Below are 14,297 nucleotides of genomic sequence, written 5' to 3' on the forward strand. Positions count from 1 at the left end.
AATGTGTTTTAGATAAATTTCTTCCATTCACTTTTCACTTTTTCTTTTATTTTATCGCTTTTAATGTAGATATTCAATTTCTAAAAACTGTATGAATCCTAAGTGTATACTTTTGTCTTAGCCTCTTTTACCTTATGGTACAAGCACTCTTTCTTTTCATGAATAAAATAAAGAGAAACTTAAGAAAGGGTGATTCACATAAAAAAACATTCTAATCATGACAGTTATAAAGACGATTCGTATTCTTTCAACAAATCACAACCTCGCAAAAAAAACCACAAAGATTATTATATGAATTCAAATTTAACAAACGATCACTTCAGAACTGTTAAGGCAGGCACTTTAAATGTTTGTATAATTGTATTACCAGGAGCTAAAGTTGATAGAAACTCCACAGATAATCAGTCTATAGTTCCCAATCGTGTAAAAAGAGACATAGCAGCTGCTAATAAAATATGGAAACAATATGAGAAAAACCGATTAATCCAAGGTGTTACATTTACTATTACACGTTCAGTTGTTTTTTTGGAAAACATCAGTGGCATTGTTAGTAATGCGGAAAATTTTCCAATTGGAGGGTCTAGTCATCTTACAATGGTACAAGCAATGCTTAAAACTGGCCGAAAAGTTTGTCAAAATGCTGATGTATATGTATTTTACATGAATGGAAATAGATTTGGGCCTGTTAATTTTGATTATTCATCTACTCTCGCTGTAACTTATAATTCTTTTCCGCTTATTATTATGACAAATGCAAGTACAGATGAGTATCTTCTCGCACATGAATTGGGTCATTTTATGTTTATTACGAATCGTTTTAACGAGACGGATGATCCAGAACCTTTTCATGAACTAGATGGAAATCATAATAGAACGCCTAGTAACCTTATGTTTCCTACTCCTGAATTCTGGCCAATAGTACCGGAGATTACCAGTGAACAGATACACAAAGCTTTAAATAGTCGTGTTTTTTATAACTAATTGTTGTTCATGCAAAATAAAAACGCCCTTAACAGCGGGTTAAGGACGTTTTTCACTATTTATTAGATAGAAGCTAATTCTTTTTCAAGAGCTACGTCTACTGATACATAATCATAACCTAAATCATGTGCAACTGCTTCGTACGTAATGGCTCCGTTTGCAACGTTCACTCCTAATTTTAACGCTTCGTTTTGAGCGATTGCTTTGTGAACACCTTTAGAAGCAATTTGAAGTGCGTAAGGTACGGTTACGTTTGTTAAAGCAATTGTTGATGTGCGAGGAACTGCTCCCGGCATGTTTGCAACTGCATAGTGTACAACGCCGTGCTTTTCATAAGTCGGCTGATCGTGTGTTGTAATGTGGTCGATTGTTTCAACGATACCACCTTGGTCGATTGCTACGTCAACAATAACAGAACCTGGCTTCATTGTTTTCACCATTTCTTCTGTTACTAGTTTTGGAGCTTTTGCACCTGGGATTAATACTGCGCCAATCACTAAATCTGACTCTGCTACTGCATCCGCAATATTATAAGGGTTTGACACTAGCGTATTGATTTGGTTGCCAAAGATATCGTCTAATTGACGTAAGCGTTCAGGACTTAAATCAATAATTGTTACATCAGCACCGAGACCGATTGCGATTTTTGCAGCATTTGTACCAACACCGCCGCCTCCGATAATCGTTACTTTTCCGCGGCTAACTCCAGGAACACCCGCTAGTAAAATTCCTTTTCCACCGTTTGATTTTTGAAGGAATTGTGCACCGATTTGAGCAGCCATACGTCCTGCTACTTCGCTCATAGGCGTTAATAGAGGCAATGTACGATTTACTGCTACTGTTTCATAAGCAATGGCTGTTACGCCGCTATCTTTTAATGCTTTTGCTAGTGCTGGTTCAGCTGCTAAGTGAAGGTATGTGAATAAGATAAGACCTGGTCTAAAATAGCCGTATTCACTTGCTAGTGGTTCTTTTACTTTCATAACCATTTCAGCTTGTGCCCAAACGTCAGCTGCTGTCTCAACAATTTCAGCTCCAGCCTTTACATAATCTTCGTTTGTGAAGTTACTTCCAATACCCGCTTCATTTTCAATTAATACACGATGACCTGTACCAACAAATGATGCTACGCCTGCTGGTGTAATCGCTACTCGGTTTTCGTTGTTTTTGATTTCTTTTGGTACGCCAATAATCATGATTAATTTCCCCCTTGGTCGTTTGTGTACCTTTAGTATAAAGAAAGTTTTATGAAATTTCTTTGTCTAGAAAGAAGAATTGAAGAAGTGGTTTTTGTTTAAACACACAAATGTAACCGCTTACTTATCAGAATTTTTAATTTTTGTGTAAGGTAATCTAACATCATAAAGAAATAAAAAGTGAAAAAAAGAGCTATTCGTTTATTAGAAAATAAATGAATAGCTCAGTGTTAAAAAAAGTCACATCATCTGTTATTTTTTATATTTCATTAACTTAATATCAATATAAAGAGTCATTTTTTGATTAACGTCCTTTAAGTTAATATCACCAATCTCTGAAATTCGCTTTAATCGATAGCTAAGTGTATTCATATGCACATTTAATTCTTTTGCTGCTTCGTTAATGTTATTATCATTATTTAAAAATACTTCGAGAGTCTCCACCAAATTGCTATTATGACGAAGATCGTAATCAGTTAGCTTCTTTAAAGAATGGTTTTCAAATTGATCGTGCACGCGCTTCTCTAAAATAACATCAAGAAATTGATAAATACCTAATTCCTGATAGTTAATAATCTCTTTCGTTTCTTCTGGAAACTTGCTTTTCATATCTAATACGTTCAAGGCTTCTTTATAGCTTTTTTCGATATGATCGTGCGATGAATAAATACTGCTGCAGCTGGCTTTAATTTGAGTAACATCAAAGCGTTCATACATATTGCCTCTAAAATAGTCTACAAAATCTCGCTGTTCATCAAGAGGGTTTTCAACCGCATCCAAAGAAAGCAGTAAGATTAAGTCATTGCAATCAATCGTATAAAGAACGATTTTTAAGCGATGCATCGTTTTTAGCATATACGAGATTTGACGTTCAGCTTCAGGCGTAATATCCTCTTGGAAGCGGAAGATAGCAATGGAAAACGTTGATGGAGCTGTAATTTGAGCTTCATAAAACGCTTCTGAAATTTCTTGGCGAGACTTAATGTGACCAGTTAATAGTTTCCAGAAAAATTCCTGTGAACGTTCCTCTCGTTTATACTTTCGAATTTGAAGCTGTAGCAATTTATTTTTTAATACATTCGCAGCTTTTTTTAATAGCTCTACTTCTTCGTCGCCTAAGGCTTTCTCAATTTCAACAGCCCAGATGAATCCTAGAACTTCTTCATTTTTCCAGATGGAAATAGCTATACGATCTCCAAGCCCAATTTCATTTATATTTTTCACACGCACAGGTTCATTTGTCTCAAGCAGTTTAGGAATAATGCCTTCTTTCCATAAGTTGTTGATGACCTTTTCCGGAACTCTTCTTCCAATAATCGTGGCAATACGCGCCTGGTCCGTTCTTTCGTCATGGGTGCTATAAGCTAATAAGCGATGATTAGCATCTTCAATGGTAATAGGACAGTTCAATACTTCGCTAATGCGATCAGCGAATTCTTCAAGCGTATCAAAATTTTCCTTGAACGGATCTTTGATTGGTTTCGTCATATATAAAATCCCTCTTCATAAAACAAAATAAGTACTAGTACAGCTTTTTAGCTACAATAAATATAGTAAAACGGTAACAACCGTGTTGATCATCAATTCATTGAAATGATTAACTGCTTAATATTTTAACAAAAGTAATTGTTTAAGAAAATGTTAAAATGCGTCTAAAGGTAGTTAAGAATGTACGGATGATTAGTAACTGCGTTCATTTCGCTTATTTTATCGAAATTTTCTTCAAAATAATCAATGTTCGGTGAGCATGATTCTTTTCAAATGTGTATAATAAAACGTATGATTATGGTTATATCGAACTTGAATCTGTAACTTTCTTTATGATATGTTCAGTTACGATTAGGTTGACCAATTCATATTACACATGAAGGGAAGAATTTAACATGGCAAAACAACAAATCGGTGTTATCGGTTTAGCGGTTATGGGGAAAAACTTGGCGCTAAACATTGAGAGCAGAGGCTATTCTGTTTCAGTTTATAACCGCTCTCCTGAAAAGACAGAAGAGTTCCTAAAAACAGAAGCAGAAGGTAAAAATTTTGCAGGTACATACAGTGTGGAAGAGTTTATTAATTCTCTTGAAAAACCGCGTAAAATTTTATTAATGGTTAAAGCTGGTGCTGCTACAGATGCAACAATTGATTCGTTAAAACCATACTTAGAAAAAGGCGACATTTTAATCGATGGCGGAAATACATTCTTCCAGGATACAATTCGTCGTAACAAAGAGCTAGAAGAATTAGGTATCCATTTCATCGGTACAGGCGTATCTGGCGGAGAAGAAGGCGCATTAAAAGGACCTTCAATCATGCCTGGCGGACAAAAAGAAGCATATGAACTTGTAAAACCAATCTTAACAGCTATTTCAGCGAAAGTTGAAGGCGATGATTGCTGCACATACATTGGACCAAATGGTGCAGGTCACTACGTAAAAATGGTTCATAACGGCATCGAGTACGGCGATATGCAGTTAATTTGTGAAGCATACTTCATTATGAAAAACGTATTAGGTTTAGAAACAGATGAACTACATGAAGTATTTGCTGAATGGAATAAAGGCGAGCTAGATAGCTACTTAATTGAAATCACAGCTGATATCTTTACGAAAAAAGATGAAGAAACAGGTAAAGCACTTGTAGACGTTATTTTAGACACTGCAGGTCAAAAGGGTACAGGTAAATGGACAAGCCAAAGTGCGCTTGATTTAGGTGTACCACTACCAATCATTACGGAATCTGTATTTGCGCGCTTTATTTCAGCTATGAAAGAAGAACGTGTAAAAGCAAGCAAAGTATTGAGCGGTCCAAATGCAGCTGCATTTGAAGGTGATAAAACCGAATTAGTAGAAGCAATCCGTAAAGCATTGTACATGAGTAAAATTTGTTCATATGCGCAAGGGTTTGCTCAAATGAAAGCAGCTTCTGAAGAATATGAATGGAATTTACAGTACGGTGATATTGCAATGATCTTCCGTGGTGGTTGTATCATCCGTGCACAATTCTTACAAAAAATTAAAGAAGCTTATGATCGCGATGCAGATCTAACAAACTTATTATTAGACCCATACTTCAAGGATATCGTAGAAGGCTATCAGTCCGCTCTTCGTGAAGTTATTTCAATTGCCGTTAAACAAGGTATTCCTGTACCAAGTTTCTCAAGTGCATTAGCTTACTATGACAGCTACCGTACAGAAACGTTACCAGCGAACCTTTTACAAGCGCAACGTGACTACTTCGGAGCTCACACATATCAACGTGTTGATAAAGAGGGCGTATTCCATACTGAGTGGTTAAAATAAAAAACAAGAAAAGCAGCTGTATACTACAGCTGCTTTTTTTATTTACTCTTTAGGTGAGAAGTTGTCTTCTCCGACTGGCCACCAGTGGAAACCGTCTTCAGCAAGCAATGCGTCTGATTCTTTTGGTCCCATGGAACCTGATTCGTAGTTCGGGAAGTTTTGTGCTTTTGTGCTTTCCCATGCTTCTGAAATGGTATCAACAAATTTCCAAGAAAGGGCTACTTCATCCCAATGAGTAAAGTTCGTCGCATCTCCAAGCATGCAATCATAAATAAGGCGCTCATAAGCTTCCGGTGTATTCATTTTATCTCCACAGTTATTGCAATAGTTCAAGTTAATCGGTGTGGATGATGTGGCACCTGGCGTTTTACGCGCGTTTAAGTGAAGCGTAATGCCTTCTTCCGGTTGGATATGAATGACAAGCAAGTTTGGATGAATTTCTTTATCTTTATTGAAGTACAGGTTCATTGGTAAGTCTTTGAACTGTACAACAATTGTCGTTGCTTTTTCTTTCATGCGTTTACCTGTACGGATATAAATCGGTACGCCAGCCCATCTGAAGTTATCAATCATAAGCTTACCAGATACAAACGTAGCGGTATTAGACTCAGGATCAACCGAATTTCCTTCGCGGTAGCCGATCACTTCTTCTCCTTCAAGTACACCTTTGCCGTATTGGCCTCGTACAAAATAATCATCTACTTCATCCACTGATAAAGAGCGAAGAGCACGCAGTACTTTTACTTTTTCACTGCGAATTTCTTCCGGTGTTAATTTAATCGGCGGCTCCATTGCAAGCAATGCCACCATTTGAAGCATATGGTTTTGCACCATATCTCGAAGGGCACCTGAAGATTCATAGTAACGGCCACGGTCTTCTACACCAAGCGTCTCGCTAGACGTAATTTGGATGTTTGAAATGTATTGATTGTTCCACATCGGTTCAAATAGAGCATTTGCAAAACGGATAACTTCGATATTTTGCACCATTTCTTTACCGAGGTAGTGGTCAATACGATAAATTTGATCTTCCTTAAATGCATGGCGAATTTGTTCATTTAATTCTTTAGCAGAAGGATAATCATGACCAAACGGCTTTTCAATGACTAGGCGACTCCAGCCTTCTGTTTGTGTTAAACCTTCATTTTTTAAATTCGAAGCAATTGTTCCGAAGAATTCAGGTGCCATTGCTAGATAGAAAATACGATTTCCAGGCACGTTGTATTGCTCATCAAGGCTTTCTGTTAGGCTTTTTAATTCTTGATAAGAAGCGACATCTGTTACGTCAAACGGTTGGTAATAAAAATGTGAAGCAAACTTTTCAATGTCAGCGTCACTGTTTTTGAAACTGCTCACTGATTTTTTTACATTTTCGCGTAATTCGTCATTAGTCCAAGGTCTTCTTGCGACACCAACAACAGCGAAATCTTCCGATAGTTTGTTCGCTTTATATAAGCGGAAAATAGAGGGGAATAACTTACGTTTTGCTAAATCACCTGTAGCGCCAAAAATTACGATAATGGATTTTGGTTGTACATTTGTCATTACTTCTAGGACCTCACTTTGTCGTAGTTACGTTCAATTTTTTTCCGCTTTAACAGACAACACTTAAATGAAATCTGGGGATTCATTGCCCGTTAAACCCGGCCTTTATAAACAAACGAATGATTGCTTGTTTACCTTTTCCTTTATGTATAGAACTACTAATAAATTGTAACGATTTTAAAGGGTTAACGCAAATAGATTAAAACAATTTGTAGTTATTATTCCATGTTTTTAACAAGTTTAAAAGTATTTTGTTTCGAATACGGAGAAAAAGCTACCGTTATTTTAACAGTAGCTTTTCTCATTTATTTATATTGATACAGAGAACCGATAGATTTTTTTGTTGAAAATGGCAGCTCAGGGCTATCGGCAATGATAAAAATAGGACAGTGCATTAAAATTGGATGTTTTTCGAAAAAAGAAGCATCAGCGTGATAGATGGACGATAGAATGACAGGGAGCTGTTCTAAAAAGTGAAGGTAGCGTGTAATGGTTTTATTTGTTGATGTATGCGCACCGATGTAATAATACACAGTAAGGGAATAAAAACCTTTATCAAAGACGAAGGATGCTAAATATTCGTTCCGCTCTTTTTGCATATGATCGTAGGCAAATTCAATGCCGATTTGAATGGAAGGAACAGAAGTGTGTTGACCTGGGAAAACGGTGTATTTTCTTGGTATCATCGGTTCAACGGGTGTAACACCCAGGCTGTAGGTTACGTCTATTTGGTGGGGATTGCTAATGATCATATGGAATCCCTCCTTTAATATAAAAATACACTCTTTATAAGTGTATACAAAGTTTCATTGAACATGACAATATTAAAATATGCCCAGGCTCTCAGTATATTTAAAGCAGGCAACGTTTGAGCAGGGGGCAGAGTTTACGATAAAATAACAAAAAAGATTATTATGAGGTGATAAGCAATGAGTATTTTAAAAAATGACTGGGCTCCTTTATTAGAAGAAGAATTTCAAAAAGACTATTACATACAGCTTCGAGAATTCTTAGTGGATGAATATAATCACCACACTATTTACCCTGATAAATATGATATTTTTAACGCTTTACACTATACGGATTATAAAAATGTAAAAGTTGTCATATTAGGACAAGATCCTTATCATGGACCAAATCAAGCGCATGGACTGAGCTTCTCTGTTCAACCAGGAGTAAAAACGCCGCCTTCTTTAGTGAATATTTACAAAGAGCTGAAAAATGAAATGGATTATCACATTCCGAATAACGGTTATTTAGTCAAATGGGCAGAACAAGGTGTTCTTTTGCTTAACACTGTTTTAACAGTTAGAAAAGGAGAAGCGAATTCTCACAAAGGAAAAGGATGGGAACAGCTGACCGACCGCATTATTGAATTAGTGGCACAAAAAGAGGAGCCCGTCGTGTTTTTGCTGTGGGGCAAACATGCACAAGCTAAAAAAGAGCTCATTCATCATTCCCATCATTTAATTTTGGAAAGCCCGCATCCTAGCCCATTTTCAGCTAATCGAGGATTTTTTGGCAATAATCATTTTCAACGAGCAAATGAGTTTTTGCTCCAAAACGGACGTCAATCCATCGATTGGCAAATTGATGATGTGTAAAAGTGAGCATTTCATGAAGATTAGCTTCAGACATAGCCTCCTATTTCATCTTTTGATAAAATAGCTGTATAAAGTCATATTGAATGTAAGATGAGGTGTCTACATGGATATAAAAATGGCGCAGCTCCTTGATAAAATTAGTGCAGAAGTACAAAAAGCAAAGCACCATTCGAATAGTGGGAACGTTCGAGATCAATTGGTTGCCATAAAAGCACTGTGTGAGCTTGCATTAGATCAAAATGAAGAGGTTCCAGTATCGAAACCTATCTCGGTTTCAAAACCTGTTGTAATGTCTTCACCGGAAATTATGCAATCGCCTGAGATTATGCACCAACAGATTATTCAGTCATCCAAACCTAATTTTGAGGGAACGAAATTGAAATCAGATGATGCAAACGGCGATAGTTTGTTTGATTTCTAAAGTGAGGAGAAAAAAATGAAACTATTTTTAATAATCGGTGCAATCAATGCGATGTTAGCGGTTGCTCTTGGTGCTTTTGGAGCACACGGGTTAGAAGGGAAAATCTCAGAGAAGTATTTAGAGGTATGGAAAACAGGAGTGCAGTACCAGATGTTCCATGCAATGGGGCTGTTTGTCATTGCGTTTCTATTAAACAAATTTCCTCAGTCTTCTTTGTTAACAGCTTCGGGCTGGATTATGTTCGCAGGGATTGTGCTGTTTTCAGGCAGTCTTTATGTATTAAGTACGTCCGGCATTAAAGTTCTCGGCGCAATTACTCCGCTAGGTGGAGTAGCGTTTATTGTGGCTTGGATTTTAATTGTTGTTGCAGCTGTAAAATGGCTATAAAAAAACCCCTGAAAAGGGGTTTTTTTAACGCGGAGAATAATTGCTCAACTGCTGGCCTCCACCGCTAAACGGATAATTATATTTGATTGGACCCTCAAAAGTAATGTAATCGAGATAAACCATAAGCAGTAAATAACGGGTGCCAGTTTGCGGATCACTTAAAATGATATGATCGCGTCCGGCTGCTTCAATTTCTCCTCTAAAGACCTTCGCGTTCCACTGCGTATTATTTTCAAACGTCATATATACAGTCGCTATTTTTCCTCGATTTAAACGTAAAATATTTTCAATATATGATTCTTCAATGGGCAGTTGATTTGGGTCTTGGGGTGCACCACTGCCTCCAGAAGAGGTAGGGGGCGGACCTCCTTGGCTTTGCCCTTGAACCTGCTGGCCTCCTGGTTGGGGCTGCTGCGGCTGAGGCATATAATAAGGGTAGTTTGGACTCATATACGGATTTTGCATATATTGCTGTTGCGGTTGATTAGACTTTGGTTTTTTCATAGGAACCTCCTTCAAACAAAAAGAAATTAGTAAACTCCTGGACAATCAGCTTGAGTTGGTGCAAAGAAACAGTGAGATTTAAATCGTCCTGTGTTATTTTGGTTATACCATTGAGCAGGACAGTCGCCGCTGGGCTTGAAAAACCACAGTGAGTTTTCCGCGGGGTTAAAACGTTCCCCTCTTAATACACGTCGTGCAAGTGTAATTTCAGACTGGCGGGCACGCTGGTAAAAGTAGCCTTTTTGAGTTGCTTCAAATCCGCCTGGGTTTTGAAACACCATCTGACGAATGGTTCTTATATTTCTAAAATCCAAACAGGGAGCTTTAGCGCGGTTCACGCCTACATTTCCTACCAGTAACATCCCTTGTTTTCCTTCACTTTCAGCTTCAGCTCGAATGAGTCTGGCTAGGAGCTTAACATCTTCTTCGTTGTGTGCAACGACTGCCATTATCCCACCTCGCTTACTTGTGACACTGTTGTATATATATGGTCCTTTCAGTGCGAATATGCCATGGCTAGAAAATAAAAAACCTGTTTCCACTTGGAAACAGGTTTTTTACAGGTGAAGCTCATTGATGTTCATTGCTCTAGGCGTTACAAAAGAGATGAACGCTTTTGCGGCTTAGTTTAAACGTGTAAAAAGCGTGCAATAGCTTCTTCTTTTAATAAATTTCCGACAAAGAAGCTTCCAAATTCCCCGTAGCGAGCACTTACTTCGTCAAAACGCATTTCGTATACTAATTTTTTAAATTGAAGTACGTCATCTGCAAAAAGAGTAACGCCCCACTCGTAATCATCAAAACCAACAGAACCCGTGATGATTTGCTTTACTTTTCCAGCGTATTGACGTCCAATCATTCCATGACTGCGCATTAAGCTGCGTCGTTCTTCCATAGGAAGCATGTACCAATTGTCATTTCCTTGACGACGTTTATCCATTGGATAAAAGCAAACATGACTAGCTTTTGGTAAAGTTGGATATAGTCTAGCTTGGATTTGAGGATTTTCATAAGGATCCTCACCGGCAGGTAAGTAGTTGCTTAATTCAACTACTGATACATATGAATAAGTAGGAATGGTAAACTCAGCAAGCTTTGTTTTATTAAATTCTGTTTCAATTTCATTTAGTTCTTCCATAGTAGGACGAACAAGCATTAGCATAAAATCTGCTTTTTGACCGACAACAGTATATAAAGCATGACTGCCTTGCTGCTCAGCTTCAGTTCCTTTCCATTTCTCAATCAATCCTAAAAATTCATGGATAGCCGCTTGACGATCATCGCTTGATAACTGCTTCCAAGCGCCCCAATCGATTGAACGGAAATCATGAAGTGCATACCAACCGTCTAATGTTTGTGCTGCTTCTGCCATTTCGTTTCACTCCTATTGTCCGATTATGATAAATTCCAATTCTACTATATCATAGTTTGTCCGAAGATCTGGAATGAAAAACCTGTGATTTTGTGACTAAACTTTAAACAATTGTCACAAAGTAAAAACAGGTTTTATTTTAGGTGTTAGCGGAAAATTAAGAATTAAAAGACTTTTTCGTAATCATGGATTCTTGAAGGACATGCCTTTGATTTTTAAAAAAAGTGGAGTATCCTATTATGAGAAAAGTTTTTTACATATCGAGGAGGATTTACTTTGAGTGATTTATTTACAGGTTTAAAACAAAAAGTATCAGCTAGCGATGTATCAATCGTATTCCCAGAGGGATTAGATGAGCGCGTATTAGGTGCTGTTTCTCGTTTAGCTGCCGACAATATCTTAAAGCCTATCGTTGTTGGAAATAAAGACGCTGTAGCATCAAAAGCAGCAGAACTAAACGTAAAATTAGACGGTGTTGAGGTTTTGGATCCTCAAAGCTACTCTGAATTTGATGAAATGGTTGCAGCATTTGTTGAGCGTCGTAAAGGCAAGGCAACAGAAGAAGATGCTCGCAAAATTTTATTAGATGAAAATTATTTTGGCACAATGCTTGTTCACATGAACAAAGCTGACGGTCTTGTAAGCGGAGCTGCTCATTCTACAGCAGACACAGTGCGACCTGCTCTACAAATTATCAAAACAAGACAAGGTGTTAAGAAAACATCTGGCGTATTTATCATGGTTCGCGGCGACCAAAAATACGTATTTGCTGACTGTGCAATCAATATTTCACCTGACAGCCAAGATTTAGCTGAAATTGCTATCGAAAGTGCTCGTACAGCTGAAATGTTCGATATCGATCCTCGTGTTGCTATGCTAAGCTTCTCAACAAAAGGATCAGCAAAATCTCCGGAAACAGAAAAGGTAGCAAACGCAGTAGAAATTGCAAAAGAATTAGCACCAAGCGTAACATTAGACGGCGAATTCCAATTCGATGCAGCATTTGTTCCTTCTGTAGCTGAAAAGAAAGCACCAGGTTCAGTGATCAAAGGAGATGCAAATGTATTTGTATTCCCAAGTCTTGAAGCAGGTAACATTGGTTACAAAATTGCACAGCGCTTAGGAAACTTCGAAGCAGTAGGTCCAATCTTACAAGGTCTAAACAAACCGGTAAACGATCTATCTCGCGGTTGTAACGAAGAAGATGTGTACAAGCTTGCTTTAATCACAGCAGCTCAAGCACTTTAATAAAAAAAACTCCGTCCTAGGGCGGAGTTTTTTTATTCAGCTAATGAACCCAATGCTTTTCCGTTGCGGTCATACATGCGCTGCAGCTGCGTCTCAAACAGCTCTTGTTCGGTAGCATTTAAAGGCATATTTACAAGAGAAGAGCTCATGCTATTTAGTGTTTGCAATAAAAGCAGCATGACATCAGAAACGGTTAAATCAATCTGTAATAGCTCAGATAGAGAAGCCATTGTATGGGGCTGGATATCTGGGTATGAAAATTTAGTTTCCGTGTTTTGGAGCCCTTTTTTGTAAAACTCTCGAATGAGAGAAGCGCGTTTAGAGCCGCTTCCGTTAACGCATAAGTAAATTTGTACAGCCACTCCGCCGCGAACGCGTCGCTGTGAAATGCCTGCAAACTTTTGATTACGAATGCTTAAATCAAAGCTGCCGGGGCAATAGGAGCCTACGATTTCCTTCGCTTCAATTGCGGTACCGTAAGATGCAAACATGATCTTAATCAAATCAAACATGGCTTCATAGCCACGATCAATATCAATTCCTTTTTCGGCATCTGGAAAAATTAAAGAAATGTTTAGAACATCCTGATCAAGTACGACAGCGAGGCCGCCTGAATTGCGGACGATTGTTTTATACCCTTGTTCATGTAAATAAGCTGCACCTTCAGCTAGGTGAGGTAGCTTTGTATCTTGAATGCCTAATACAATCGTATCGTGATGAACCCATGAGCGCATGACAGCTGGAGATTCACCTCTTCCAACCGTTGTACAAAGCGTGTCATCGATGGCAAAAGAATGACGGGCATCAAAATGAGGACCTAGACTGGATTGATCAATAATACGCCAAGCGGGCTGTGCTAAAAGTTTTAAACTATTCTGCTGCATATCTCAAACCCCTTTATAAACAGTAAACGAACATATTATAGCATAAAGGCGTCATATCATTGTCTGTAAAATAGAAAAAGAAGAAAGAAGAGCCAAGTTTGGCATCTCTCTTTCTTCGTTCGTATAGCTTATTCAGCCATTTTCTCAAGATTTCCGTTACGATCCATTTTAAACGTAGTAGAAGAACGTTCTTCTTCATCAAATAGAGCTAACTTCCGCGCACGGTTCATGATTTGCATTAATGTTTCATAGTCTTCTTGAATAGTAGTAGCATTTGCTTCGAGATGTTTGATTTGTTTTTCCAACTCTGTGTTTTTCTTAGCTAGCTCTGCATTTTCTTGCACCAAGCGTTTGTTTTCGCTTTGCAATGCCTGTAAATTGCTCGCTTGATTTGGCATTGTTTGCAAAAAGCGAATAACGTCAGCCATTGAAAGCTCTTCACTGCTGCTTTTTTCTACTTGTGTTTCAGATAAGCTATATGTTGCTGTAGGTGCAGACATCATTTGTTCCACATGCTCTACAGATGCTGGTGGCGTATATAATAATTTCTTTTTGCCTTGCTCTTGTCCAAGTGCACGCATGCGCTGTTTTCGCTGTTTTTTAGCTAGCTGCAGTGCTTTTTCATATTGATGGCGTACCACAGCATTCCATCTGAATCCACATGCTGCTGACGTTCGATTTAATTCATCTCCAACTTCTTCAAACGCATTCAGCTGCGTACTTCCTTCGCGGACATGGCGCAATACTGTTTCAGCTAATAATAAGTCGTTTTCTTCTGTCCAAGCATCTTGTCTATCTTTCACTTTGTTCACTCCTCTATTTTCCATGACTCATAGTAATCATGTTTTGTAGTATCATC

Annotated in this window: 15 protein-coding genes; 6 read left to right on the forward strand and 9 right to left on the reverse strand. The window is 38.0% G+C overall.

The genetic code is table 11. The annotated features are described in order from the left end of the window. Positions 1-291: 291 nt before the first annotated feature. Complete coding sequence (locus tag POF52_RS18680; protein ID WP_271994025.1) at positions 292-981, forward strand: hypothetical protein; 690 nt, start codon at positions 292-294, stop codon at positions 979-981. 62 nt (positions 982-1,043) lie between these two features. On the opposite strand, the gene ald is transcribed toward POF52_RS18680, so the two are convergent. Then, positions 1,044-2,177 carry an alanine dehydrogenase gene (gene ald / locus POF52_RS18685; protein WP_013059863.1) on the reverse strand — a complete coding sequence of 378 codons (1,134 nt, stop codon included), beginning with the start codon at positions 2,175-2,177 and terminating at the stop codon, positions 1,044-1,046. Positions 2,178-2,429: 252 nt separating this feature from the next. Beyond that, positions 2,430-3,665, reverse strand: a complete 1,236-nt coding sequence (locus tag POF52_RS18690) for a PucR family transcriptional regulator (protein ID WP_271994027.1) — start codon at positions 3,663-3,665, stop codon at positions 2,430-2,432. Positions 3,666-4,060: 395 nt separating this feature from the next. On the opposite strand from POF52_RS18690, the gene gndA reads away from it, so the two are divergent. Beyond that, a complete protein-coding gene (gndA, locus tag POF52_RS18695; protein WP_271994029.1) occupies positions 4,061-5,473 on the forward strand; it encodes an NADP-dependent phosphogluconate dehydrogenase in 1,413 nt (470 codons plus the stop codon). Positions 5,474-5,515: 42 nt separating this feature from the next. On the opposite strand, the gene zwf is transcribed toward gndA, so the two are convergent. Then, the gene (gene zwf, locus POF52_RS18700; RefSeq protein ID WP_013085508.1) at positions 5,516-7,018 is read right to left on the reverse strand and encodes a glucose-6-phosphate dehydrogenase; all 1,503 of its coding nucleotides are present in this window, start codon (positions 7,016-7,018) and stop codon (positions 5,516-5,518) included. 305 nt (positions 7,019-7,323) lie between these two features. Then, positions 7,324-7,770, reverse strand: a complete 447-nt coding sequence (locus POF52_RS18705) for a staygreen family protein (protein ID WP_271994034.1) — start codon at positions 7,768-7,770, stop codon at positions 7,324-7,326. A 177-nt stretch (positions 7,771-7,947) separates the two neighbouring features. On the opposite strand from POF52_RS18705, the gene POF52_RS18710 reads away from it, so the two are divergent. The 3 genes from POF52_RS18710 (at position 7,948) to POF52_RS18720 (ending at position 9,430) form a co-directional block, all read left to right on the forward strand. Beyond that, positions 7,948-8,622: a uracil-DNA glycosylase gene (locus POF52_RS18710; RefSeq protein WP_271994036.1), complete on the forward strand. Its 675-nt coding sequence runs from the start codon at positions 7,948-7,950 to the stop codon at positions 8,620-8,622. A 115-nt stretch (positions 8,623-8,737) separates the two neighbouring features. Next, positions 8,738-9,043 (forward strand): YwdI family protein, encoded by a 306-nt coding sequence (locus POF52_RS18715; protein ID WP_255323494.1) that lies wholly within the window; start codon positions 8,738-8,740, stop codon positions 9,041-9,043. Positions 9,044-9,058: 15 nt separating this feature from the next. Further along, positions 9,059-9,430, forward strand: coding sequence for a DUF423 domain-containing protein (locus POF52_RS18720; protein WP_013085504.1), 372 nt, complete (start codon positions 9,059-9,061; stop codon positions 9,428-9,430). 24 nt (positions 9,431-9,454) lie between these two features. Here POF52_RS18720 and gerQ read toward each other — a convergent pair whose 3' ends face one another. From gerQ to hemQ, 3 genes are all read right to left on the reverse strand, one after another. Continuing rightward, positions 9,455-9,934 (reverse strand): spore coat protein GerQ, encoded by a 480-nt coding sequence (gene gerQ / locus POF52_RS18725; protein ID WP_013059855.1) that lies wholly within the window; start codon positions 9,932-9,934, stop codon positions 9,455-9,457. A 26-nt stretch (positions 9,935-9,960) separates the two neighbouring features. Then, the gene (locus POF52_RS18730) at positions 9,961-10,383 is read right to left on the reverse strand and encodes a cell wall hydrolase (protein WP_016765947.1); all 423 of its coding nucleotides are present in this window, start codon (positions 10,381-10,383) and stop codon (positions 9,961-9,963) included. 179 nt (positions 10,384-10,562) lie between these two features. After that, the gene (gene hemQ, locus POF52_RS18735; RefSeq protein WP_013085502.1) at positions 10,563-11,306 is read right to left on the reverse strand and encodes a hydrogen peroxide-dependent heme synthase; all 744 of its coding nucleotides are present in this window, start codon (positions 11,304-11,306) and stop codon (positions 10,563-10,565) included. Positions 11,307-11,582: 276 nt separating this feature from the next. On the opposite strand from hemQ, the gene pta reads away from it, so the two are divergent. Continuing rightward, entirely contained in the window at positions 11,583-12,554 is a 972-nt protein-coding gene (gene pta, locus POF52_RS18740; protein ID WP_013059853.1) for a phosphate acetyltransferase, read from the forward strand. 32 nt (positions 12,555-12,586) lie between these two features. Here pta and POF52_RS18745 read toward each other — a convergent pair whose 3' ends face one another. Further along, on the reverse strand, positions 12,587-13,438 hold the full coding sequence (locus POF52_RS18745) for a lipoate--protein ligase family protein (protein WP_271994044.1): 852 nt from the start codon (positions 13,436-13,438) through the stop codon (positions 12,587-12,589). Between the two features lie 128 nt (positions 13,439-13,566). Beyond that, positions 13,567-14,241, reverse strand: coding sequence for an RsfA family transcriptional regulator (locus POF52_RS18750; RefSeq protein ID WP_271994046.1), 675 nt, complete (start codon positions 14,239-14,241; stop codon positions 13,567-13,569). Between the last annotated feature and the right edge of the window lie 56 nt (positions 14,242-14,297).

This window comes from Priestia sp. AB (genome assembly GCF_028369225.1).
Lineage (GTDB): Bacteria > Bacillota > Bacilli > Bacillales > Bacillaceae_H > Priestia > Priestia megaterium.

What these genes read in the sequence shown, in the direction of transcription:
- POF52_RS18680 (WP_271994025.1), top strand. Translation starts at nt 292, where the DNA reads ATGAATTCAAATTTAACAAACGATCACTTCAGAACTGTTAAGGCAGGC.
- ald (WP_013059863.1), bottom strand. Translation starts at nt 2,177, where the DNA reads ATGATTATTGGCGTACCAAAAGAAATCAAAAACAACGAAAACCGAGTA.
- POF52_RS18690 (WP_271994027.1), bottom strand. Translation starts at nt 3,665, where the DNA reads ATGACGAAACCAATCAAAGATCCGTTCAAGGAAAATTTTGATACGCTT.
- gndA (WP_271994029.1), top strand. Translation starts at nt 4,061, where the DNA reads ATGGCAAAACAACAAATCGGTGTTATCGGTTTAGCGGTTATGGGGAAA.
- zwf (WP_013085508.1), bottom strand. Translation starts at nt 7,018, where the DNA reads ATGACAAATGTACAACCAAAATCCATTATCGTAATTTTTGGCGCTACA.
- POF52_RS18705 (WP_271994034.1), bottom strand. Translation starts at nt 7,770, where the DNA reads ATGATCATTAGCAATCCCCACCAAATAGACGTAACCTACAGCCTGGGT.
- POF52_RS18710 (WP_271994036.1), top strand. Translation starts at nt 7,948, where the DNA reads ATGAGTATTTTAAAAAATGACTGGGCTCCTTTATTAGAAGAAGAATTT.
- POF52_RS18715 (WP_255323494.1), top strand. Translation starts at nt 8,738, where the DNA reads ATGGCGCAGCTCCTTGATAAAATTAGTGCAGAAGTACAAAAAGCAAAG.
- POF52_RS18720 (WP_013085504.1), top strand. Translation starts at nt 9,059, where the DNA reads ATGAAACTATTTTTAATAATCGGTGCAATCAATGCGATGTTAGCGGTT.
- gerQ (WP_013059855.1), bottom strand. Translation starts at nt 9,934, where the DNA reads ATGAAAAAACCAAAGTCTAATCAACCGCAACAGCAATATATGCAAAAT.
- POF52_RS18730 (WP_016765947.1), bottom strand. Translation starts at nt 10,383, where the DNA reads ATGGCAGTCGTTGCACACAACGAAGAAGATGTTAAGCTCCTAGCCAGA.
- hemQ (WP_013085502.1), bottom strand. Translation starts at nt 11,306, where the DNA reads ATGGCAGAAGCAGCACAAACATTAGACGGTTGGTATGCACTTCATGAT.
- POF52_RS18745 (WP_271994044.1), bottom strand. Translation starts at nt 13,438, where the DNA reads ATGCAGCAGAATAGTTTAAAACTTTTAGCACAGCCCGCTTGGCGTATT.